At 68.1% G+C, this 21,918-nt stretch carries 23 protein-coding genes; 13 read left to right on the top strand and 10 right to left on the bottom strand.

The features are described from left to right. The first annotated feature begins 41 nt into the window (after positions 1 to 41). Positions 42 to 368, top strand: a complete 327-nt coding sequence (locus L3Q67_RS23785; RefSeq protein WP_499183680.1) for a DUF3817 domain-containing protein — start codon at positions 42 to 44, stop codon at positions 366 to 368. On the opposite strand, the gene L3Q67_RS23780 is transcribed toward L3Q67_RS23785, so the two are convergent. Both L3Q67_RS23780 and L3Q67_RS23775 read right to left on the bottom strand, forming a co-directional pair. Beyond that, entirely contained in the window at positions 342 to 974 is a 633-nt protein-coding gene (locus tag L3Q67_RS23780; protein ID WP_499183679.1) for a transcriptional regulator, read from the bottom strand. The two genes, L3Q67_RS23785 and L3Q67_RS23780, sit on opposite strands and share 27 nt — an antisense overlap. After that, positions 971 to 2,098, bottom strand: a complete 1,128-nt coding sequence (locus L3Q67_RS23775) for a sensor histidine kinase (RefSeq protein ID WP_499183678.1) — start codon at positions 2,096 to 2,098, stop codon at positions 971 to 973. Before L3Q67_RS23775 ends, L3Q67_RS23780 begins: the two co-directional genes overlap by 4 nt. Before the next feature lie 115 nt (positions 2,099 to 2,213). On the opposite strand from L3Q67_RS23775, the gene L3Q67_RS23770 reads away from it, so the two are divergent. Genes L3Q67_RS23770 through L3Q67_RS23760 form a run of 3 tightly spaced genes read left to right on the top strand, consistent with a single transcriptional unit; the run spans position 2,214 to position 4,593 of the window. Further along, on the top strand, positions 2,214 to 3,116 hold the full coding sequence (locus tag L3Q67_RS23770; RefSeq protein ID WP_499183677.1) for an ABC transporter ATP-binding protein: 903 nt from the start codon (positions 2,214 to 2,216) through the stop codon (positions 3,114 to 3,116). Then, positions 3,113 to 3,820, top strand: coding sequence for a hypothetical protein (locus L3Q67_RS23765; RefSeq protein WP_499183676.1), 708 nt, complete (start codon positions 3,113 to 3,115; stop codon positions 3,818 to 3,820). The genes L3Q67_RS23770 and L3Q67_RS23765 overlap by 4 nt, the downstream gene beginning before the upstream one ends. A 38-nt stretch (positions 3,821 to 3,858) precedes the next feature. Then, complete coding sequence (locus tag L3Q67_RS23760; protein WP_499183675.1) at positions 3,859 to 4,593, top strand: hypothetical protein; 735 nt, start codon at positions 3,859 to 3,861, stop codon at positions 4,591 to 4,593. Between the two features lie 259 nt (positions 4,594 to 4,852). On the opposite strand, the gene L3Q67_RS23755 is transcribed toward L3Q67_RS23760, so the two are convergent. Both L3Q67_RS23755 and L3Q67_RS23750 read right to left on the bottom strand, forming a co-directional pair. Next, positions 4,853 to 6,046 (bottom strand): HNH endonuclease signature motif containing protein, encoded by a 1,194-nt coding sequence (locus L3Q67_RS23755; RefSeq protein ID WP_499183674.1) that lies wholly within the window; start codon positions 6,044 to 6,046, stop codon positions 4,853 to 4,855. Positions 6,047 to 6,105: 59 nt separating this feature from the next. Continuing rightward, a complete protein-coding gene (locus L3Q67_RS23750) occupies positions 6,106 to 6,714 on the bottom strand; it encodes a TetR/AcrR family transcriptional regulator (protein WP_499183673.1) in 609 nt (202 codons plus the stop codon). Positions 6,715 to 6,811: 97 nt separating this feature from the next. Between L3Q67_RS23750 and L3Q67_RS23745 the strand changes: the two genes are divergently transcribed. The 3 genes from L3Q67_RS23745 (at position 6,812) to L3Q67_RS23735 (ending at position 8,598) form a co-directional block, all read left to right on the top strand. Continuing rightward, a complete protein-coding gene (locus L3Q67_RS23745) occupies positions 6,812 to 7,255 on the top strand; it encodes a nuclear transport factor 2 family protein (RefSeq protein WP_499183672.1) in 444 nt (147 codons plus the stop codon). Continuing rightward, positions 7,252 to 8,073: a Rossmann-fold NAD(P)-binding domain-containing protein gene (locus L3Q67_RS23740; RefSeq protein WP_499183671.1), complete on the top strand. Its 822-nt coding sequence runs from the start codon at positions 7,252 to 7,254 to the stop codon at positions 8,071 to 8,073. Before L3Q67_RS23745 ends, L3Q67_RS23740 begins: the two co-directional genes overlap by 4 nt. A gap of 63 nt (positions 8,074 to 8,136) precedes the next feature. Beyond that, positions 8,137 to 8,598 carry a DUF6010 family protein gene (locus L3Q67_RS23735; protein ID WP_499183670.1) on the top strand — a complete coding sequence of 154 codons (462 nt, stop codon included), beginning with the start codon at positions 8,137 to 8,139 and terminating at the stop codon, positions 8,596 to 8,598. Here L3Q67_RS23735 and L3Q67_RS23730 read toward each other — a convergent pair. Next, the gene (locus L3Q67_RS23730) at positions 8,576 to 9,730 is read right to left on the bottom strand and encodes an MFS transporter (protein ID WP_499183669.1); all 1,155 of its coding nucleotides are present in this window, start codon (positions 9,728 to 9,730) and stop codon (positions 8,576 to 8,578) included. The two genes, L3Q67_RS23735 and L3Q67_RS23730, sit on opposite strands and share 23 nt — an antisense overlap. Before the next feature lie 156 nt (positions 9,731 to 9,886). Beyond that, positions 9,887 to 10,324: a rhodanese-like domain-containing protein gene (locus L3Q67_RS23725; RefSeq protein WP_499183668.1), complete on the bottom strand. Its 438-nt coding sequence runs from the start codon at positions 10,322 to 10,324 to the stop codon at positions 9,887 to 9,889. 129 nt (positions 10,325 to 10,453) lie between these two features. Here L3Q67_RS23725 and L3Q67_RS23720 point away from each other — a divergent pair, with 129 nt between their 5' ends. Genes L3Q67_RS23720 through L3Q67_RS23705 form a run of 4 tightly spaced genes read left to right on the top strand, consistent with a single transcriptional unit; the run spans position 10,454 to position 13,555 of the window. Then, complete coding sequence (locus L3Q67_RS23720; protein ID WP_499191630.1) at positions 10,454 to 10,885, top strand: Lrp/AsnC family transcriptional regulator; 432 nt, start codon at positions 10,454 to 10,456, stop codon at positions 10,883 to 10,885. A gap of 50 nt (positions 10,886 to 10,935) precedes the next feature. Continuing rightward, positions 10,936 to 11,706, top strand: coding sequence for a molybdate ABC transporter substrate-binding protein (gene modA / locus L3Q67_RS23715; RefSeq protein WP_499183667.1), 771 nt, complete (start codon positions 10,936 to 10,938; stop codon positions 11,704 to 11,706). Then, the gene (gene modB, locus L3Q67_RS23710; RefSeq protein WP_499183666.1) at positions 11,703 to 12,506 is read left to right on the top strand and encodes a molybdate ABC transporter permease subunit; all 804 of its coding nucleotides are present in this window, start codon (positions 11,703 to 11,705) and stop codon (positions 12,504 to 12,506) included. The genes modA and modB overlap by 4 nt, the downstream gene beginning before the upstream one ends. Next, positions 12,503 to 13,555 carry an ABC transporter ATP-binding protein gene (locus tag L3Q67_RS23705; protein ID WP_499183665.1) on the top strand — a complete coding sequence of 351 codons (1,053 nt, stop codon included), beginning with the start codon at positions 12,503 to 12,505 and terminating at the stop codon, positions 13,553 to 13,555. The genes modB and L3Q67_RS23705 overlap by 4 nt, the downstream gene beginning before the upstream one ends. Here L3Q67_RS23705 and L3Q67_RS23700 read toward each other — a convergent pair. Both L3Q67_RS23700 and L3Q67_RS23695 read right to left on the bottom strand, forming a co-directional pair. Further along, on the bottom strand, positions 13,546 to 14,742 hold the full coding sequence (locus L3Q67_RS23700) for a cytochrome P450 family protein (RefSeq protein ID WP_499183664.1): 1,197 nt from the start codon (positions 14,740 to 14,742) through the stop codon (positions 13,546 to 13,548). The genes L3Q67_RS23705 and L3Q67_RS23700 overlap by 10 nt on opposite strands. Positions 14,743 to 15,139: 397 nt before the next feature. Then, positions 15,140 to 16,741: a DNA polymerase domain-containing protein gene (locus tag L3Q67_RS23695; protein ID WP_499183663.1), complete on the bottom strand. Its 1,602-nt coding sequence runs from the start codon at positions 16,739 to 16,741 to the stop codon at positions 15,140 to 15,142. Positions 16,742 to 16,885: 144 nt separating this feature from the next. Here L3Q67_RS23695 and L3Q67_RS23690 point away from each other — a divergent pair, with 144 nt between their 5' ends. Together L3Q67_RS23690 and L3Q67_RS23685 are read left to right on the top strand one after the other, a co-directional pair. Then, complete coding sequence (locus L3Q67_RS23690) at positions 16,886 to 17,971, top strand: TetR/AcrR family transcriptional regulator (protein ID WP_499183662.1); 1,086 nt, start codon at positions 16,886 to 16,888, stop codon at positions 17,969 to 17,971. Between the two features lie 25 nt (positions 17,972 to 17,996). After that, positions 17,997 to 18,842 (top strand): LLM class F420-dependent oxidoreductase, encoded by an 846-nt coding sequence (locus L3Q67_RS23685; RefSeq protein ID WP_499183661.1) that lies wholly within the window; start codon positions 17,997 to 17,999, stop codon positions 18,840 to 18,842. Between the two features lie 39 nt (positions 18,843 to 18,881). Here L3Q67_RS23685 and L3Q67_RS23680 read toward each other — a convergent pair whose 3' ends face one another. Beyond that, positions 18,882 to 20,774 (bottom strand): NPCBM/NEW2 domain-containing protein, encoded by a 1,893-nt coding sequence (locus L3Q67_RS23680; protein ID WP_499183660.1) that lies wholly within the window; start codon positions 20,772 to 20,774, stop codon positions 18,882 to 18,884. A gap of 11 nt (positions 20,775 to 20,785) precedes the next feature. Next, a complete protein-coding gene (locus tag L3Q67_RS23675) occupies positions 20,786 to 21,841 on the bottom strand; it encodes a type III PLP-dependent enzyme domain-containing protein (RefSeq protein WP_499183659.1) in 1,056 nt (351 codons plus the stop codon). Positions 21,842 to 21,918 lie beyond the last annotated feature (77 nt).

Genomic DNA, 21,918 nt, shown 5'->3' with positions numbered 1-21,918 from the left:
CTCCACAATGGGGACATATCCCCCACCGAAGGGAGAGCCTCGTGCTCACCAGCCCCGCCGGACGTTTCCGCCTGCTCGCCCTGGCCGAGGCGGTGTCCTGGGCCGGTCTGCTGATCGGCATGCTCTTCAAGTACGTCGTGGTCGGCGACGAGATCGGCGTGAAGATCTTCGGCCCGATCCACGGCCTGGTCTTCGTCGGCTACGTGATCGCCGCACTGCTGGTCCGCGGGCCGCTGCGCTGGGACGGCCGCACCACCGTGCTCGCGCTGATCGCCAGCATCCCGCCCTTCGGCACCGTGCTGTTCGAGCGCTGGGCCACTCGCACCGGCCGCTTGAAGCGCTCAGCCGAGCCCGTCGCGAGCCAGTAGCGCCGCCTGCACCCGGTTCGTACAGTCCAGTTTGGACAGAATCCGGCTGACGTAGGTCTTGATGGTGGCCTCGCTCATGTGCACCCGGGTGCCGATCTCGGCATTCGACAACCCCTCGGCGATCAGCTGGAGCACCTCCGCCTCGCGCGGGGACAGCACAGCCAACCGCGCAGCGGCGGTGTCCCGGCGATCGGCGTCATCGGGGCTGACCATGTCGAGCACCAGCCGCGTCACCTGCGGCGACAGGTAGGCCTCACCGGCGTGCGCGGCACGGACAGCGCGGATCAGCTCGTCAGGCGTGCAATTCTTCAACACGAACCCGGCGACCTGCTGCCTGATCGCCCGGCGAACGTTCGGTTCGACGCCGAACGCGGTCAGGATGACCACCGGCACCCCGGCCAGTTCGCGCACGGCTGACAACCCGTCCAACTCGGGCATGTTCAGATCGAGCACGGCGACGTCGACCCGATGCGCGAGCGCTCGTTCGACCGCCGTCCGCCCGTCAGCCGCCTCGGCGACGACCTCGATGCCGGGATCGGACTCGAGCACGGTCCGGATGCCGGCGGTGATCAACGGCTCGTCGTCGGCGATCAGAACCCGGATCATCCCGCGCCGCCGAACGCGCTCGCCGGACCGACCACGGCCACCATCGACACCACAGCGAGCATCAGCGCCGCCACGCGCACCCGGCTCAGCGAACGTGGTTCCGCCTCTTGCCGCGTGACGACCGGCAGCATCGCCGTCAACCGGAACTCCGACGCCGACCGGTCGTGGTGCACCAGCCCACCGGCCAGCGCCACTCGCTCAGCCAGTCCAGCGAGTCCGTGCCCGCTGGGCGATCCGGTGGACATCGGCAGCGCATTGCGTACGGTCACCAGCAACGCGTCCTCCTCCCAGCGCAACGACACCCACACGTCGGCGGCGGGCGCGTGCTTGGCCGCGTTGGTCAGCCCCTCCTCGACCACCCGGTACGCGGCCTGCTCAACCTCCGGTTCAACCTGCCGCTGCTCGCCTTCGTCGCACAGATCGACACGCATCCCGGCCACACGGAACTCGTCAACGAGCCCGCCGATCTGCTCGAGGCTCGGTTCACGCGCTTCGGCCTCCCCCGGGCTACGCAAGGTACCCACCAGTTCGTGGAGTTCGGCGGTAGCCTGTCGCGCGATCCCGGCCAGCCGGCGCACAGCCTCGCGGTCCGGTGCATCGCCGACCTCGAGCGCGGCAGCCTGCACCGATAACAACCCGAGACGATGCCCGAGGGAGTCGTGCATGTCCCTGGCGATCCGGAGTCGTTCGGTGAGCCGCTCGCGCTCCGCCAGCAGGTCCCTTTCGGCACGCAACCGGCGATTGTGCTCGTCGAGCGCGGCGACGAGCTGTCGGTGCTGAGCCATGTACCGGCCGACCACCAACGGCAACCCGACCAGCAGCAGTACCTTCGGCGCCAGCTGCGGCCCACCCACGAACTGCACACCAAGGTAAGTCGCCGCCGCGAGGCCGGCGATCAAATAGTCGCGTCGCGAACCGGCCCGCTGACCGGCGCGGTAGCTCGTGCACAGCATGAGCGCGTACCCGCCGCCGGTGACGCACACGAGCGCCGTCGCCACAGCGAAGCCCGGCACCGCCCGCCGCCACAGCAGGATCAACGCGATCACCGCGGCAAACACCGGGGCGGCCCACCAACCGGCGTCGACTACCCGGTCCGGCGCCAACCAGACCACATCCACCAGCACCGCGAGGACAGCTATCACGACTCGGCCCATGCGGTGAGGCTAGCGACTTTGGTGAACAGCGCGGAGCGACCTTCGAGGACAGCGCCGACCGCCCCGGCCTTCCTAGCCTGCGACCGTGATCCAAGTGCGCGAACTGAGCAAACGCTACGGCCGGACGACGGCCGTCGACAACCTGTCCTTCACCGTGCGGCCGGGCGGAGTCACCGGCTTCCTCGGTCCGAACGGTGCCGGGAAGTCCACCACCATGCGGATCGTGCTCGGGCTGGACGCACCCGACGCCGGTGAAGCACTGGTCGGTGGGCGCCGGTACACCACCATCGAGCGGCCGATGCACGAAGTAGGTGCCCTGCTCGACGCCAACGCGGTGCACCCCGGGCGCAGCGCCTACGACCACCTCCTGTCGCTCGCGTTGACGAACGGCCTCGGCCGGTCGCGAGTGCGGAAGGTGCTGGAAGAGGTCGGCCTGGCAGACGTGGCACGGAAACGAGCAGGCAAGTTCTCTCTGGGTATGAAGCAACGGCTGGGCCTGGCCAGCGCCCTGCTCGGCGATCCCGCCGTCCTCCTGCTCGACGAACCGGTGAACGGCCTCGACCCGGACGGCGTGCGCTGGATCCGTGAACTGTTGCGGTCGCTCGCCGCCGAGGGCCGGACGGTGCTGGTGTCGAGTCATCTGATGAGCGAGATGGCCCTCACCGCTGACCGCCTCATCGTGATCGGCCGTGGAAGGCTGATCGCTGACACGTCCGTGCGCGAGCTCGAAGAACGTTTCCAACGGGGCGTCTTCGTTCGCTCGCCGCGAGCCGTCGAGCTGTCTGACGCACTGCGGGAGGCCGGAGCCGAAGTTATCGCGGAGAACGATGAAGCGGTGACGGTGCACAGCATGGGTGTCGACGGCATCGGCGAGCTGGCCGCGGCGCGTGGCATTCCGGTGTACGAGGTCATTCCGAGGAGCGCCTCGCTGGAAGAGGCCTACCTGGAACTGACCGCCGACAGCGTCGACTACCAGGCGGTGCGATGACCTCCGCACTGACTTCTGAATGGCACAAACTCCGTTCGGTCCGATCGACCCAGTACGTGCTGGGCATGGTGTTGTCGAGCCTGCTCATCGGTGCGGCACTCGCGTGGGCATGGGGTCAAACGTGGGATTCCATGCCGGCCGAACGCCGCAGCTCACTCTCGGGCGGATCAATCGAAGAGATCCTGCTGCCGGTGCTCCAGCTGTGCCTGGGCATTCTCGGTGCGCTGGCCATCACCGCCGAATACGCGACCGGCCTGATACGTACCAGCCTCACCGTGTTGCCACGCCGACCCGCCCTCCTTATCGCCAAGGCGGTCACGATCGGCGCGCTTGCCCTCGTCGCCGGAATCGCCGCGACCTTCGCCATCCATCTGGCCAGCCGGGCCGTGCTCGGTAACCGCGACTTCCCCGGCTACACCGACCTGTCCAGCGAGGCACCCGGCCTACTTGGAGCGGGCACCACGGTCGCGCTGGTGGCTTTGATCGGCTTCAGCGCCGGCACAGTGCTGCGTTCGACTGCGGGAGCGATCTCCCTCCTTGTCGTGCTGCTGTTCGTCCTCCCGATGATCAGCGGCTTCTTACCGGAACCGTGGCGGGAGCGACTCGAGTCGGTACTGCTGACAAACCCGCTCAGCGCCCTCTGTCTCGCCGCGGCGTCACTGGGCGTTGCGCTCTTCCTGATCCAGCGGCGGGATGTCGGATGATCGGGGTCCTTCGTTCGGAATGGGTCAAACTGCGATCGGTGCGTTCCACCTACATCGTGCTCGCCCTGGTGCCGGCAATCTTCGGGTTGGTGGCATTGCTGACCATGACCACGGTGAACTTCTGGGACGCCACGCCTTCGCGGCGGGGCTCGATTATCCTGTCGCCATTCACGGGGTTCCCTTCATGGCTTGCCGGCGTCGGCCTGGCGGTCTTGGGCGTGCTGACGATGACCAGCGAGCACTCCACCAGTCTCATACGCACGACCTACACTGTGGTGCCGCTACGCACGAAAGTCCTCGCGGCAAAGGCCATCGTGCTCACCGTCGTTGCTTTCGTGTCAGGGCAACTCGTCGAGTTTGGCTCGTTCTTCCTCAGTCGCGCGATGATGGGCGACCGTACGATCGTCGGACACACGAGCTCTCTCGCGGAAGAAGCCCTCGCAATGCTGGCCTCTGGCACGGTCGTGGTCGTCTACGCGATACTCGGTCTAGGGCTCGGCGCCCTCTTGCGCTCCGCTGCTGGCGCGATCACCGCGCTCGTCGCTTACTGGTACGTCGCCCCACTGATCGCACAGAAGCTGCCGGGAGAATGGGCCTCCTGGGCAACGTCGTTGATGCTCACTCATCTGCCGGCGCAATTGACCGGCGCCGAATCGCTGGGGATGAGCCCGCCATTGAAGCTGTCACAACCAGCCGCGGCCGTCGTCATGCTGTTGTACATGGCTGTGGCCTTCGGAGTCGCATCGCTTTTCGTGCGCCGTCGAGATGCCTGAGCTTCAGGCCACTCCCCGACGCTGCGAGCAGTAGTCGCGATGCATTCGGCTCACGGTCGCCGTCAGCTGGCCACTGCGCAGGTCGGCGTCACGAACTTGAAGTGAGGTAGTCGTCGCCACAGGTAGCGTTCGGACGATTGATCGCGTAAGGGGCAGGCTCCCGTATCGACCACAACGGGTGCAGCTTCGTGAGCGAGCGCAGGCGGTGCACTGACCAAGCAGCCACTCATGAAGGGGCGTCATGGGTGAGCATCTCCAATCAGGCTGCGTCGGCGTGCTCAGCGGGCGGGAAGAGCGGAGTCGGTTTGGTGGTGCGGGTGCGGTCGGCCGGCGTCGTGATCGTCAGCTCGCCGGTCTTGCGGTCGAGGTCGAACTTCCAGCCAGGAGCGTCTTTGAGCCGATGATGTGAACGGCAGAGCACGCAGAGGTTCTGGCAGCTGGTGTCGCCGCCCTTTGCCCGTGCGCGATGGTGGTCGAGGTCAGCGCACTGGGCAGGGTGGTGACAACCGGGCATTCGGCATACCCGATCTCGCACACGCACGTAGTCGGCCAGGTGGGCGGGTGGGCGGTAGCGGGAACGTCCCACGTCCAGCGGCGCGCCACTGCCCGGGTCGGTGATCACCTTGCGCCACACGCTGTCCGGCTGCTTCATGATGTCGCGGGCGACCGAGGCAGGGATCGGACCGTGCCCCACCAGCTCGGCGGCGCGGTCGGTGATGCCCAGCGCCGCGTCCGCCGCCACGTGAATGAACACCTCAGCCCTAGGTGCGCCAGTTCGCTCCCCCATCAGTAGTTCGGCGAACACATCAGCACGGAGCTGGTCCGCTGTGCGCTTCTCTTTGCGGGAACGCATCGTTCGCGCGATGCGGTTGACGCGGGCATAGATCGAGGAAGCGACCTCCACGGGCAACTCCGCAAGCAACTGCGCCATCGCATCTTCACGATGGCGGATTTCGATCCTTCGCTCCGATCTTCGTGCTCGCGCTCTCGCCTCGGCGCCCTTCGGGTCGACTTTGTGCACCAGATCGCGGGTGATCCGACGGATCTGACCGGCGTTCTTGTCAGTGATTCGATCGACCAGTGCGACGTCCACCTCGCTGACCAGATCGTCCGGCAGCGGCGCCACCACATCGGAGATCTTGGTGGCAGACAATCGGCTCAGCGTGCCTTCCTCCATCGCCCCGAGCACGTTCGGCAGACGGTTCATCACATCACGCGCCAAGCGGACCAGGTCCTCTGCGGCACGTTTGGACAAGCACAGCTCGAGAGCCACCTCGTCGACGACCGACCGTAGGTCACTGCGCAGTTCGGTCAGCCGATGCACCACGCGCAGCTCGATCGCTTCCAACTGAGCGCTCAACCGCCTCGCGGTGCACAGGGCTTCGACAACGGAGCTGTCATCGAATTTTCCGACAACAGCGGGACTGAGTGAAAAGAACTTGGATTGCCTCACGCAGGATACGATACATCCGAGTCGAACAGGTGTTCCCAACACGAATGGGTGTTTCTGGATCACCCTCCAGGCGGGCGCACGTATCCCAGTCCCCGCAACAAAAACTCCACCAGATCTTCCGAATATCCTGGATCCAGAGCCATTTTTCGCACGTTCAGCCGCCAATACAGTGGCCCAGGAACGAAATCAAGGGCGAGTTCGATGTTGAGGTCGTCCGGCAACTCACCGCGCGCGATCGCTCTCCGCAACATTGCGGCGCCGTGTTCCCGCCGCGGCCCACCGATGGTTTCCTGGATGGCCGCCGCAAGAGCCGTGTTCCGACCGGCTTCAGCGGTAAGGTCGGGCAAAACCGCCGAGAAGCGCGGATGCGTGAACCAGTCACGCAGCGCATGCACAGTGGTCAGCAGGTCGCCACGCAGTGAGCCGGTGTCCATCACTTCCGCACGCGGCACGCTGAACTCCGACAGCACGGCGATCACCATGTCCTGCTTGGACGGCCAGCGTCGGTAGAGCGCGCTTTTGCCGACGCCGGCCCGCTTGGCCACCGCTTCCATGGACAGGCGTCCGTAGCCATGAGCGGCGAGTTCGCTCCAGACGGCTTCGGTGATGGCGGAGGTGATCCGCGTCTGGAGGACGGCGGCGCCGGTCGGGGTGCGACGTGAAGTCATGGTGCACAGCATACGGCTGGACGGGACGGACCCGTCCCGCGTAGGGTTTACGTCGGGACGGTTCCGTATCGTCCACTCGCTGATGACAGGAGCAACTGTGCCCAGATCCGCCCTTGACCTGGTAGAAGAAGGTCTCCGCCGACTCCTCGCCAAGGACATGATCGGCTTTTCCGAGTTGTGGGCAACCGACGGAGTCCTCGAGTTCCCCTTCGCCTCGGCCGGCTCTCCGGCGCGCCTCGACGGTCGCGACGCCGTACGGGACTACCTTCGTGACTACAACAACTACATAGCGCCGGAGCGAATCGTGGCTCAGGAGGTGCACGAGACCGCCGACCCCGGGCAGGTCATCGTGGAGTTCGAGGTAGCCGGCACGATCGTGGCCAGCGGCAAGCCGTACAGCATGCGCTACATCGCGGTCATCACCGCGAAGGACGGTGAAATCGTCCACTATCGCGACTACTGGAGCCCTTTGGCCGCAGCCGAGGCCATGGGCGGAACCGACGCACTGACGTCGTTCGCGAACTCGGCGGCGAAAGCGTGAAGACGCTGGTCATCGGCGGTACCGGCACGACTGGCAGTCGCGTAGCCGCCCTACTCGGCGCGCATGCGCGAGTGGCCACGCGGAAGCCGGCTGCGGCGGACCAGGTCCGCTTCGACTGGATAGGGCGGGAGACTCACGGTCCGGCATTGTCGGGCACTGACCGGGTGTATCTGGTTGCGCCGCTCGGGGTCGCCGACCCGGTGCCGATCGTCGAACCTTTCCTCGTCGAGGCACGCGAGCACGACGTGCGCCGGGTCGTGCTGTTGAGTTCGTCCGCGGTCACCGAGGACACGCCGGGGCTGGGCGGCCTACAACGGCTGGTGCGAGAGCGGTTCCCCGAATGGACGGTGTTGCGGCCGTCCTGGTTCATGCAGAACTTCAGCGGCGAACACACTGTGGCACAGGGCATCCGGACATCGGGCGAGATCGTCACCGCCACCGGAGCGGGTCGCGTCGCTTTCGTCGACGCCGATGACATCGCCGCGGTCGCCGCTCGCGCCTTGCTCGACCCGATCCCGCACAACACGGATCACGTGATCACCGGCCCGCAAGCACTCAGTTACGCCGACGCGGCCGCCATTCTCACCGAGGTCATCGGCAAGCCGGTGCACCATCGGTCACTCGGCGTCGACGACTTCGCCGCGATGCTGTCCGCAGCGGGCCAGCCACCGGAGTACGCGGCCGTCCTCGCCGGGCTCGACGAGAACATCCGCCACGGTTCTGAGGACCGTGTCACCACGACGGTTGAAGAAGTGACCGGGCGACCTGCGCGGTCCTTCGCCGAGTTCGCCGCAGCACATCGGGACTGTTGGCGATAATCCGGAGGAAGTTGGCAATCCGGCCGGTGTCGGGAAAGCACCCGCCGGAATAACGTCCGACGGGTGCTCATCATCGCCCCGATCCTGATCGGGATCGCCTACGTTTGCCTCAACTCACTCATCCGCGAACCGAACCGCCGCCGCTTCAACGCGGTGATGATCGCCGGAGCCGGAGCCGCCTACCTCAGCGGCGGTGGCTTCGGCCCGTGGGAACTCGCGTTCGCGGCCGTGGTCACCTATGTCGCTTACCGAGGGCTCGATTCGTGGACCTTCATCGGCATCGGCTGGCTGCTTCACACCGCTTGGGATGCCCTGCACCACTGGAAAGGCACACCAATCCTGCCGTTCGCGGAGCATTCCTCCTTCGGCTGCGCCATCTGCGATCCGGTGATCGCGATCTGGTGCCTGCTCGGCGGTCCCTCGGTGCGGGAGTTCGCCGCCACCGCGGTGAAACCACGACGTACACAGAAGGCGACTCCCGAACCGAGCGAACGAGGACAGGTCAGCGGAGAACCCGCTTCCTGACTACCTGCGCGACCACGGCGACCAGCAACGCCACGACCATCAACGCCGCACTGACCCACAACGGCGCGCGGAAGCCGGTCCCGGTGCCGATGGCGATGCCGCCGAGCCACGGTCCCGCGGCGGCGCCGACGTTGAAGGCGGCGGTGGCAAGACCACCGGCCAGCGTCGGCGCCTTATCGGCGACGTAGAACACGCGGGAGATCAGCGTGGAGCCGGTCGCGAACGCGAGCGTGCCCTGGATCAGCACGAGCACAACGGTGGCGAACGCGTTGCCCGCCGTCATCGCGAACAACGACCAGCCCACGATCAGTGCCACCATTCCGGTCGCCAGCAGTTGGACCGGGTAGGTGTCGCCGACCCGGCCACCGATCGTCACGCCGAGGAACGAACCCACGCCGAACAGGGCGAGCAGCACCGGCACCCAGCCTTCGCCGAGCCCGGTGTCGGTGGTGAACAACGGCGCCAGATAGGTGAAGGCGCAGAACGTCGCGCCGTTGACCAGCGCCGCGACCAGCAGGATCACCAGCAAACGAGCATCACGCAACGACCGCAGTTCTCCGCGGACGCCCGCGTCGGCGTTCTCCGGACGGCCAGCCGGGATCGTTCGCAGGATAGCGATGAGCGGCGGCAACGAAATCAACGCCACCGCCCAGAAGGCCGCGCGCCAGCCCCACTGCTGGCCCAGCCAGGCACCGGCGGGTACGCCGGCGACACAGGCCACGGTGACCCCGCCGACCACGACGGACGTCGCGCGGGCTTTCGCGTTCGGCGCCACCATGGCGTTGGCGGTGGCCAGCGCGGTAGCCCAGAACCCGGCGTTGGCGAGCGCGCCGGTCACACGGGTGGCCAGCAGTACTTCGTAGCTCGAGGTCAGCGCACCGAGAATGTGCACCACCACGAAGGCGGACAGAAAGATCGCCAGCGTGCGGCGACGCGGCCAGCGCAGGCTCAACACCGCCATCAACGGCGCGCCGACGATCATTCCCACCGCGAACCCCGAGGTCAGCAGCCCCGCGGTGGGCACGGAGACCCGCAGGTCACCGGCGATCTCCGGGATGAGCCCGGACAACATGAATTCGGAAGTGCCCTGGGCGAAAACGGCCAGCCCGAGCAGGTAGACAGCAAAAGGCATGAATGAACCCCATGGAAGACGTCGGGAAAACGGCAGCGTTCAGCGATGTCCGAATCGGACAAATCGCGAATGGCTACCGTCTGGACGCCTCGGGGCTGGACATGCCGGCAGGTTAGCCAGCCTCCCCGATCACTGTCCACGCATTTTCCCGTGGGCTCAGCAGTCGCAGGTGATCCCGGCGATGGGCGAGGTCAGCGGGTCGGCTGGTCGTCGCACGACGCCGTCGGCGGTTTCGACGCCGAAACCTTCCCTGATCCAGTACTCGATGCCGCCGATCATCTCCTTGACCCGGTAGCCGAGCTTCGCCACGGCCAGCGCTGCCCGGGTCGCACCGTCACAACCCGGCCCCCAGCAGTAGGTGACCACGGGCAGTGCCGGGTCCAGTAGTGCCGCACCTCGGCGGGCGATTTCGATGGTGGGCAGGTGCAGTGCGCCGGGGATGCGTCCTTGTGCCCAGGCCGCATCGCCCCGGGAGTCCAGCAGGGTGAAGCCGGGGGCGCCGGATTCCAGCGCAGTGTGCACGTCGGCGACGTCGGTGCGGAATTCCAGTTGGGCGGTGAAGTACGAAACAGCGTCCGAGGAAGTGATCGTCATGGGTAGAACGCTAGGTCGACGACGGAGGTCAGTGAACCAGCGTTCCACGGCGTTCTTTTGGGAAGGCCGTGGTTTCCCTGGTAGTTATGGGCAATGACCGTGGAAACACTGGACGACATCGACTGACGCATCCTGGAGGCACTCCAGGCCGATGGCCGCGCCAGTTACGCAGACCTCGCCAGGACCGTTTCGATGTCGCCGAGTGCGGTGACCGAGCGCGTGCGACGGCTCGAGGAGGCCGGGGTCATCACCGGCTACTCCGCCGTGGTCGATCCGGAGCGGCTCGGCCTGTCCATCACCGCGCTGGTGCGGCTGCGGTATCCGACCGGCAACTACAAGCCGTTCCGTGATCTGCTCGCGGCCACGCCGGAGATCTTGGAAGCCCATCACGTGACCGGCGAGGACTGCTTCGTGCTGAAGGTGCTCGCCCGGTCGATGCGGCATCTCGAGACGGTCACCGGGCGCATCGCCGGGCTCGGCTCGGTCACCACGAGCGTCGTCTACTCGAGCCCGTTGCCCCGACGCGACCTCGGGCGTGGCCTCACGGCCGATCCGCAATAGATAACGCATCGCAAGTTTTCTTCCGCGATCGCGTAGCTAGACTGCGAGTCATGCCGAACTTGCGGATTCACGCCTCACTGGTGGTCGCGGCACTCGCGCTGGCCGGTTGCGGCAGCGAGGCACCGTCAGGTGATGGCGGGAACGCCGGCGGCACGGTGACCGTGTTCGCCGCGGCGTCGCTCACCGAGTCGTTCACCAAGCTCGGCTCGGAGTTCGAGGCCGCGAACCCGGGCACGAAGGTCACCTTCAACTTCGCCGGCAGCTCCGCACTCGCGCAGCAGATCGACCGGGGAGCGCCGGCCGATGTATTCGCCTCCGCCGCGCCAACCAACATGAAGCAGGTCAGCGACACCGGCGGCGTCAGCGGCGAGCCGGTCACCTTCGTCCGCAACCGGCTCGAGATCGCGGTGCCGAAAGGCAATCCAGCCGGGGTCACCGGTCTCGTCGATTTCACGAACGCCGGGCGCAAAATCGCGCTGTGCGACGAGAAGGTTCCCTGTGGTGCGGCTGCCAAGAAGGTCTTCGAAGCAGCCGGGCTCACGGCCGCGCCCGACACGCTCGAGCAGGACGTCAAAGCCGCGCTCACCAAGGTCCGGCTCGGCGAGGTCGACGCCGCACTCGTCTACCGGACCGACGTGAAAGCCGCGGGCGGCGACGTCGACGGCATCGCGTTCCCGGAGGCCGACGAGGCGATCAACGACTACCCGATCGCCACCCTGGCGAAGGCGCCCAACGCCACGACCGCCAGCGCGTTCGTGCAGTTCGTGCTCTCGGAGCGTGGACGGGCCGTGCTCGGTGAGGCAGGTTTCGACACTCCATGACGGCACGCCGCAGGGCCCGCGGGCGTCTGCCCCTCATCCTGCTCATCCCAGCACTGCTCGGGCTGGCGTTCCTGGTGGTGCCGCTGGCCGGGTTGATCATCCGGGCGCCGTGGAGCACGCTGCCCAGTCAGCTGTTCAGCCCGGAAGTCGGTGAGGCGCTGCGGCTGTCGTTGGTATGCGCCAGCCTGGCGACGGTCATCTGCCTCGTGCTCGGCGTGCCGCTGGCGTGGGTGCTGGCCCGTGGCGATCTGCCGGGGCGCGGCGTGCTGCGTGCGCTGGTGACCGTGCCGCTCGTGCTGCCGCCGGTCGTCGGCGGCGTCGCCCTGCTGCTCGTGCTCGGCAGGCGGGGGCCGATCGGTCAGTACCTCGACTCCTGGTTCGGCATCTCCTTGCCCTTCACGACGGCCGGCGTCGTGATCGCCGAGGCTTTCGTCGCGATGCCGTTCCTGGTCATCTCGGTCGAGGGCGCGCTTCGCGCCGCGGATCCCCGGTATGAAGAGGCGGCGGCGACCTTGGGGGCGTCGCGTTGGCTGACTTTCCGGCGGGTCACGCTCCCGTCGATCGCCCCGGGGATCGTCGCGGGCACGGTCTTGTGCTGGGCGCGTGCGCTCGGCGAATTCGGTGCCACCATCACCTTCGCCGGCAACTTCCCCGGCGAGACCACCACGATGCCGCTCGCGGTCTACCTGGCGCTCGAGTCCGATCCGGATGCTGCGATCGTGCTGAGCATGGTGCTGCTCATCGTGTCGGTCGTGGTGCTGGCGAGCTTGCGCGACCGCTGGATCCGAGGTGTGTCGTGACGCTGCACGCCGACTTCCGGGTCAGCCGGGACAACGGGTTCCGCCTCGCTCTGCGGTTGACCGTCGCACCTGGCGAGGTGGTCGCGCTATTGGGGCCGAACGGCGCGGGTAAGACGACCGCGTTGCGTGTGCTCGCCGGCCTGCTGCCGATCAGCGAAGGCTCCTTGCGTCTGGACGACCGCATCTGGGACGAGCCACCGCGGGAGTTCATGCTCGCCGAGCATCGGCCGATCGGCGTCGTTTTCCAGGACTACCTGCTCTTCAATCACCTGTCCGCGTTGGAGAACGTCGCGTTCGGCCTACGTGCTCGCGGCACCGATCGCGCCACGGCGAGGCATCTCGCCGCGGGCTGGCTCGACAAGGTCGGTTTGGACGCCCACCACGACACCCGGCCGCGTTCGCTGTCCGGTGGGCAGGCGCAGCGGGTGGCGCTCGCCCGGGCGCTGGTCACCGACCCCGAGCTGCTGTTGCTGGACGAACCCCTCGCCGCGCTCGATGCCGGCACCCGGCTGCACATCCGCGCCGAACTCGGCCGCCATCTCGCTGACTATCCGGGCCGCACGCTGCTGGTCACACATGACCCGCTCGACGCGATGGTGCTCGCCGACCGGCTGGTGATCGTCGAAAACGGCGACGTGGTGCAGGAGGGCGCGCCTGCCGAGGTCGCGCGGCGCCCGCGCACCGACTACATCGCGCAGCTGGTCGGACTGAACCTGCACCGCGGCAAGGCCGACGGTACGACGGTCGCGCTGGACACCGGTGGCGAGCTGATCGTCGCCGAGCCCGCCACCGGTGCCGTGCACGTGGCCTTCTCCCCCTCCGCCGTCAGCCTGCACCCCGACCGGCCGACCGGGAGCCCCCGCAACACCTGGCCGGTCACTGTGCTCGGGCTGGAACAGCACGCGCACACAATCCGCGTCCATCTGGACGGCGACCCCGCCGTGCACGCCGACATCACCCCCGCGGTGGTCGCCGAACTGCGGATCGTGCCGGGTGCCCGGCTGTGGGCGGCGCTGAAGGCCACGGAGATCCAGACCTACTACGCCTGAGTTCGCAGGTGCAGGTTCCGGACGCCCAGCGTGCTCGGCGCCACCATGAAGGACGGCGGGTTCGCGGGATCGGTCCGCAGCGTCGGGAACCGGTCCAGCAGGATGTTCATCGCGATGCGGCCTTCGAGCCGGGCGAGCGGGGCACCGAGGCAGAAGTGCACGCCGCGGCCGAACGCCAGGTGCGGATTGGGGTCGCGGGCGGGGTCGAACACGTCCGGCCGGTCGAACTGACGCGCATCGTGGTTCGCCGCCGACAGCCACACCAGGAGCACCTGGTTCGGCGGGATCTTCCGGCCACCGAGCTCCACCTCGGTCGTGGTGACCCTGGCGAGTTGCGCGAACGGGCTGAGCAGGCGCAGGGACTCCTCGATCGCGGACGGCACCAGCGTGCGGTCGGCCCGCACGCGGCCCGCCTGGTCCGGGTTCCCGTCGAGGCACAGCACCGAGTTGCCGAGCAGCATGGTGGTGGTGATGTGGCCGGCGAGCAGGAGGATGTTCGCGAAGTTGACGACCTGGAGGTCGGTCAGCTGTTCGCCGTCGACTTCGGCCTGCACCAGCTTGCTCAGCAGGTCTTCCCGCGGGTGCCGCCGTCGTTCGGCGGCATGGGCGTTCAGGTAGTCGAGCATCGGTTGCAGCTCTTCCTGCTGCTTTTCGAACCTGCGCATCTGCTCGCCGTCTTCATCGTTGAGCGACAGCGGATCCGGGTCGGTGAAGAGCAGGTCCGCCCACTTCCGAAACAGCTCGCGATCGCTGCTGGGCACGCCGAGCAGTTCGGCGATGACAATCACCGGCAGCGGGTAGGCGAGTTCGGTGACCAGGTCGAACTCGTCGCGACCGGCGACGTTGTCGAGCAGTTCCCCGGTCAGTTCGGCGATCCGCGGTTCGAGGTCGGCCACCATCTTCGGGGTGAAGGCGTGGCTGACCAGGGTGCGCAGCTTGCGGTGGTCGGGCGGGTCCATCTGCAGGATGTTGCCCGCGGACTGGGATTCGTCGGCCATCTCCGGGAAGACCGTCGAGAAGTTCGACGAGAAGCGCTTGTGGTCGCCGAGGATCTCGACCGCTTCCGCGTAGCCGTAGACGTCCCAGGTGCCGTGTTCCTCATCGAAGGACACCGGGTGCTCGGGCCGGCGCCCGTGCAACCAGGACTGGCTGGGGTGGATTCCCCATCGGTCCGCCAGTGTGCTCATTCCTGCTCCCCTTTCTGTGGCGCCACGATGGCGCCATTGTGGCCAAGTGCGGTGGATGACGTCGCTGAACGGGTCGACCCGGGTCTCAGGGCATAGTCGTGCTGCTTGAGATGGCGGTTAGCGGATCCAGTCGGCGAGGCACTGTCCACCGCCCAAGGACGCAGTGATCGCCGGGTCAATGAGAAGTCGGGCCGCAGCCGCCGTGCGCCGTCAGGTCCATGGCGCCACTATGGCACCATTGCGGAGCCATTACAAGCCTTGGTGGCGCCGTCGGTGCGGGTCAGGTGACGGGTGAGGTGGGGTCGTCGAGACTGCGCCCGGGCGATCTGCGCGCCGGCGAGTTTTCGACGGGGTCGCAGGACAACGCCCGGCGACCGCGAAGGAGGTGTGGTTCGACCTACAGCTTGGGCAGGCGCTGCTGGACGCCGAGCAGTGCGGCGAACGGATCGCCGGCGGACTTCAGCCGGTCGAACAGGGTGCGCACGGTCCAGCGGTCCGGGGTCAACTCGGGATCGTCCAGCTCGTCCCACTCGATCGGCACCGAAACCGGCGCGCCCGGCTGGGGCCGCACGCTGTAGGGCGCGACCAGCGTCTTGTTGATCACGTTCTGCGTGTAGTCCAGCCGCGCCAGGCCCTTGCGCTTGTCCTTGGTCCACTTCCAGCTGACCAGGTCGGGCACGGCCCGGCCGATCGTCCTCGACACGGTTTCGGTCCAGGTCCGCGTTTCGGCGAAGGTGTAACGCGGTTCGACGGGCACCCAGATCTGGATGCCGCGCTGGCCGGTGACCTTCGCGCGGCCTTCGAGCCCGAGGTGCTGCAGCGCGGTCCGGTGCAGGCGGGCGAGCACCAGCAGGTCGTCGAACGAGGTCTCCGGACCGGGGTCGATGTCGAACAGCGCCCAGGTCGGTTTTTCGACGTCGGGCACGCGCGAGGTCCACGCGTGCAGTTCGATCGCGCCGTAGTTCGCCAGCCAGGCCATCGCGGGCAGGCTGTCCGGGACCAGGTAGCACTGCACATCGCCGGCTTCGGCCTGCTCGTGGTGCCAGCGCTTGAGCCACTCGGGCGCGTGGCCGGGGACTTCCTTGTGCCAGAAGCCGGGTTTGTCGGTGCCGTTGGGGAAGCGGTGCGTGTTCAGCGGACGACCGGCGAGGTACGGCAGCATCACCGGCGCGACCAGCGTGTAGTACCGGATCAGGTCGCGTTTGGTCAGTGGGTCCTCGCCGTCGCGGCCGGGCACCAGCACCTTGTCCAGGTTGGTCAGGTTGAGCGTGCGACCGGCCAGTTCCCAGGTGCCCTTCGCGCCCAGTTCCTCGAGCGCGGCCATCTCGTCCTCGGTCGGCGGCTCCCACTGCTGGGTGCCCATCCGCACTTCGGCCTCGGCGGCGGGCAGGTCGCTGCGCCACAGCGCGTCGGGGTTGGCCGCCACTTCGTCGTTCGTGCGGCCGGTCTTCACCGACTTCGGGTGGTCCTCGGCGTCCCAGCCCGGCTCCGCGTGTTCGTCCTGCTTGTGCAGCAGGAACCACTGGTCCTTCTCGGATTCCGAGCGGCGGGGGCGGATCAGCACGAAGAGGCCGTGCAATTTTTCGCCGTAGAGGTTGAAGTGCAGATTTCCGTTCTCGATGGCCTTCAGCGGGTCGTCGGTGTCCACCGGCTCCCAGGTGCCGCGGTCCCAGACGATCACGTCACCGCCGCCGTACTCGCCCGCCGGGATCACGCCCTCGAAGTCGGCGTATTCGATGGGGTGGTCCTCGACATGCACGGCCATCCGGCGGGCCTTGGGGTCGAGCGTCGGGCCTTTCGGCACCGCCCAGCTGACCAGCACGCCGTCGATCTCCAGCCGCACGTCGTAGTGACGGCGGCGGGCGCGGTGCCGCTGGACGACGAACCGGTTGCCCTCGGACTGGACCTTGCCGTCGCCAGCCGGTTCGGCGGTTCGCGTGAAGTCACGCATCGACTGGTATTTGGCCAGCCGGTCGTTCTTCTTCGCGCGCTTGTTCACCACACCTATCGATATACCCATTCGGCGTCCGCTGGAAAAGCCCGTTTCACATTCGCCGTCGCCTGGGCACGCCGCCGAGTGCGAGCGCACTTCCAGAAGCTTCAGATGTTAGCGTCATCTGAGGTGCGTCGTCGGGAGGGAACGATGGTCCGGCTCAGCAGGGCGGAATTGCAGGAACGCAACCGGGCGAAGGTGCTCGCGGCGGCTCGCGACGAGTTCACCGAGCGAGGCTTCCGTGACGCGAAGGTCGACGCGATCGCCGAGCGCGCCGAGCTGACCCGGGGCGCGGTCTACTCGAACTTCCCCGGCAAACGGGCTCTGTACTTCGCGGTGCTGGCGGATCTGGCCGAGCAGGCGACCTCCCCGCCCCATGCCGAGCCCGGCCGCGATTTACGTGAGGCGGTGGGGTCGTTCGCTCGGACCTGGGTGACCCGGCTGCCGCTCGCGGACGACGGGTCGACCCTTGATGGGGCCCGGCTCGGTATGGACCTGGTGTCCGAGGTGAGTTCGGACGAGCGGCTGCGCAAGCCGTTCGCGCAATTGACGAAGCTCAACGCGTTGCTGCTCGGCTTGGCGATGGAGCGACTGCAGCCACCGGAGCGACCGGCGGGCGCGCCGCCGCCCCGGTTGATCCGGGTGGCCGAGACGATTTGGACGACCTTGCAGGGCGCGAGTCGCCTGGCCGCGTCGGCGCCGGGTTTCGTCGAGCCGTTCGACGTGGTCAGCGCGTGCGAGCGACTGGCGGGGCTCGAACTCAACGATTGGTGGGCGGATCCGGAGACGAAGGCGGCTCAGAAGGTGGAACAGCCGTGGGCGCCGCCGGATGCCGTCGATCTCGTGCACCGCGAGGACGTCTCCCTCAACGGCGACGGGATCGTGGCGGTTCTCGGACTGCATCGGCTGGCTGCCGTGGAGCAGGCCGTTCGTTTCGGCGACGAGGTCACCGTCGTGCTGGTCACCAGTTCGCCCGACGATCTGATGCCGTTGGCTCGGTTGACCATCGCCGAACTGGCCAACTGCCTGCGGCCCGCCTTCCCGGTGTCGGCCTGGCCGCGGCTGAAGATCGTTTGCGACGCCTCGGGGACGCTCGCCGCGGCGGCAGGGGTGCGCGCGGTCGGCGACGACACGGAGGTCGCGATCCGCGTCGAGGGTGGGCGGATCATCGCCCGAGCCGACGGATTCGGCGCCGGTCACGCCGTCGCCGGCACCCGCGGCAAGGTTGCAAACTGAAACACGTTCTAATAGCGTTCGCCTGGTGAGACACGGGATCGTGCTGTTCACCAGCGACCGGGGCATCACGCCCGCTGCCGCGGCCCAGGCCGCCGAAGCAGCCGGTTTCGACACGTTCTACGTGCCCGAGCACACGCACATCCCGGTCAAACGGGAAGCACCGCACCCGCGCACCGGCGGCGCGGCGTTGCCGGACGACCGGTACCTGCGCACCCTCGATCCATGGGTCGCGCTGGCGACCGCCGCCTCGGTGACCACACGCATCCGGCTGGCGACCGCGGTGGCGCTGCCCGTCGAGAGCGATCCGATCACGCTCGCGAAGACCATCGCCAGCCTGGACCACCTGTCCGGCGGCCGGGTCACGATCGGCGCCGGGTTCGGCTGGAACGTCGACGAACTCGCCGACCACGGCGTGCCCGGGTCGAAACGGCGAACGGTGCTGCGCGAGTACCTCGAAGCGATGCGTGCACTGTGGACCGACGACGAAGCGAGTTATGCCGGTGAGTATGTCTCGTTCGGTGCGAGCTGGGCCTGGCCGAAGCCGGTCCAGTCGCAGATCCCGGTGCTGGTCGGCGCCGGGGGCACCGAGCGGACGTTCCGGTGGATCGCGAAGTCGGCCGACGGCTGGCTCACCACCCCGTCCGATGTGGACATCGACGACAAGGTGGCCCTGCTCCAGCGGATCTGGCGGGAGGCCGGGCGATCCGGCGCACCGGAGGTCGCCGCGTTGAGCGGGAAGCCCGACGCGGACCGGATCGCGCACCTCGCCTCGATCGGCGTCACCGAGTTGATCTTCGGCCTGCCGGATCGCGAGCCCGGCGAGGTCGTCGCGTGGCTGGGCAGGCTGGCGGGCAAGTTGGGCATCCGCTGAGCTGGTCCGGAGAGTTGATCGGGCACGACTCTCGTGTGGCTAGGCTCGGCAGTCGAACTGGAGACCGCCCCAGTCGGCGTGGTCGGCGAAATTGCCGTCGCCGCCGCTGTGGTTGACGAGTTTCAGCTCGCGCACGCCACGGGTGTCGAGTTTCGCGTGCTTCGCCGGTTCGCCTGCCTTGAGCAGGCCGGTCTCGAAGATCGGTCTGCCGTCGGCGTAGACGGCGAACTTCGCGGTGCCCTTCACGTTGTGTGCGCCCGGCCACTTCATCGCCAGCACCTCGCGGTCGATGCCGGCGGCGAGGTCGACGCTGCGGCACGACGCGCCGAGGTAGTAGCTGACCTGCGCCGAGGCGTAGGTGCCGAGGCCGGTTTCGTAGGTTTTGTCGCCGATGGTCAGCGGGCCGCCGGGGCAGTCGCCGCAGAAGTCGTCGGGGCCGAAGGACTGGTTGATCTTCATCGGCAGGTACCAGCCGTTGTCGGTCTCCAGCCGGGGGTGGTTCGACAAAGCGCCGGCGCCCCGCGGAGGCGCGGGCGGCACCACGACGACGTGTTCGATTTGTCGACGGCCCGCGCTCAGCTTCAGGGCGGCTGGTCCAGCCGCGGCGTCGGCCGGGGCCGTGACCTCGAAATGGCTGGGTGACAACCGGCGCACCTGCCAGCCTTCCGGCGCGTCGAGCGAAGCGCCGCGCGACACCCGGACCGTCGTGGGACGGCCGGGCTCGAGGTAATCCGCTTCGGCGGAGAGGGTCTGCCAGGCGGGACCGTGCGCGTTCGGCGTCACCCGGAACAACGCGGCGCCATGCGGTGGCACGTCGGCCGAAATGCTGCCCGGCGTGGTGCCCTCTTGGCCGGTCCAGAGGTCGCGCAGCCGGTAGCCATGGGCTGGACGCAGGCCGATTTCGTGGGCTGACGTGCGGATTTCCGTGGAGTGCGGGCCCCGGTTGAACAAAACGACGGCGACATCGCCGCCCGCGAGCGGACGCGCCCAGACCTCCTCGCCGCCGTTGCTCCGCAGCCGCTCCCCCGGCACGCCGAGCGGGTCCTGGTCGACGGCGATCACCTCGCGGTTGGCCAGGATGCTCAGCGTTTCGGGGTCCATCTGCCGCAGGTCGTTGCCCATCAGCAGGGGCGCGGCGAGCACGGCCCACAGGCTGAAGTGCGCGCGGTACTCGACCGGGCTCATCTTGCCGTTGCCGATCTGCAGCATGTCCGGGTCGTTCCAGCCCTTGCCCGCGCCGGCGGCGCCGGACAGCCCGGCTTCCTCTTCGGCGTTGCGCAGCATGCTGTGCCACTCGTCGTCGATGTCGGCGGAGGTGCGCCAGAGGTCGGCCGGGCGGTCCGGCCACAACCACGGCGAGCCGTGGCGGGAGACGCCGAGTGCCATGGAGCGGCCCGTCGAATCCAGCGACGCGCGGAATTCGCTGGTGAGGGCGTGCGGGTCACCGGTCGCGCCGCACCAGTCGAGTTTGACGTAGTCGACGCCCCAGTCGGCGAAGGTCGCCGCGTCTTCGGCGTAGTGGCCGCCGCTGGCCGGGCGTCCTTCGCACGATTTTTCGCCGACGGCGGTGTAGATGCCGAACTTCAGCCCGCGGGCGTGGATGTAGTCGGCGAGGGCGGCCATGCCTCCGGGGAAGGTGATCGGGTCCGAGGTCAGCCGGCCGTCGGCGTCGCGGGCGGCGGCCTGCCAGCAGTCGTCCACGTTGACGTACTGGTAACCGGCGTCGCGCAGACCGGTCGACACCATCGCGTCGGCGATTTCGCGGACGATGCCCTCGTCGATCTGGCAGCGGAACTTGTTCCAGTGGTTCCAGCCCATCGGCGGGGTGGCGAGGCGTGCCGGGGCGGGGTCCGCCTGGGCGATCGGCGCGGCGAGGCCGGTCGCGGTGAGCAGTGCGGCGGCCAGCAGGGGCAGGATCCGGTACCTGGTCACCGCGACATGGTTCACCATCCGCGCACGCGATGCCACCGTTCCCCGTTGCCGAGCCGGTACTCGTCGTGCTGGGCTGCGGTCGCGCAGGCGTGGTTCGGCAGGATGCGGACCCGGGTGCCGATCGGCAGGTCCGGGAGGGTTTCGGTGCTGCCGTCGCGAAGCGCGAGGATGCCGTGTTCCTGGCTGGCGTCGGCCATCAGGAGATCGGGGTAGAGCCCGCCGTCGATTTTCGCGACGAGTCCGTACCGCTGGTCGACGCGCTGGCGGGCGGTGCCGCGGTCGCGGGAGGTCGCCATCCAGCCGCCGTCGGTCAGGATCCATCCCTTGTCGAGGCGGTGGCCGATCACCGTGGTGACCACGCTCAGCGCGAGGTCGTCGATCCGGCAGACGCCGATGCCCGCCATCACCAGGTCGAAGAAGACGAAGTTGCCCGCGCGGACCTCGGTCACGCCGGTGAGGTCGCCGGCGAAGTGCGCGGTCGGTGTCGAGCCGACGCTCACCACCGGGACTTCGTGTCCGGCGCGGCGCAGTTCGTCGGCCACGGTGACCGCGGCTTGCCGCTCCTGTTCCGCGGCGGCGGCGAGGGCGGCGGGGCTGTCCGCGAAGTAGGACTCGCCGGCGTGGGTCAGCACGCCGCGCAGATCGGCGCCGAGTGCCCGCGCGATGTCCAAGGCGACGGGATCGCCCGGGACGATGCCGCCGCGGTGGCCGTCGCAGTCGACCTCGATGAGCGCGGGGATGCCGGGCACGACCTGGTCCACGCTGTCGAGCAGAACGACGAGGTCGACCCCGCGGTCACGCAGCGCGCGTACGCGGTCGAGCTTGTCGGGCGAGAAACCGACGGCGTAGAGAATGTCGGTGAAACCGGCGTCGGCGAAGGCCTCCGCTTCGGCCAGGGTGGAGACGGTGATCGGGCCGGTACCGCCGTCGAAGAGCAGGCGCGCGACCTCGACCGACTTCGCGGTCTTGAGGTGCGGGCGGAGCGTGGTGCCGCCGAGCCGGCCGCGCAGCCGGTGGATGTTCGCTTCGAGCTTGGCCCGGTCGAGCGCGAGATACGGAGTGCCCATGACGCCCACTATAGACAAACTGTCCATGACTTGGACGTTCGGTCCATGCCAGGCATTCGGGTCAAATCCCCGGCGCC

It is taken from the genome of Saccharothrix sp. AJ9571, assembly GCF_021725495.1.
Classification (GTDB): domain Bacteria; phylum Actinomycetota; class Actinomycetes; order Mycobacteriales; family Pseudonocardiaceae; genus Amycolatopsis; species Amycolatopsis magusensis.
This window is presented reverse-complemented; position numbering and strand designations above follow the sequence as displayed.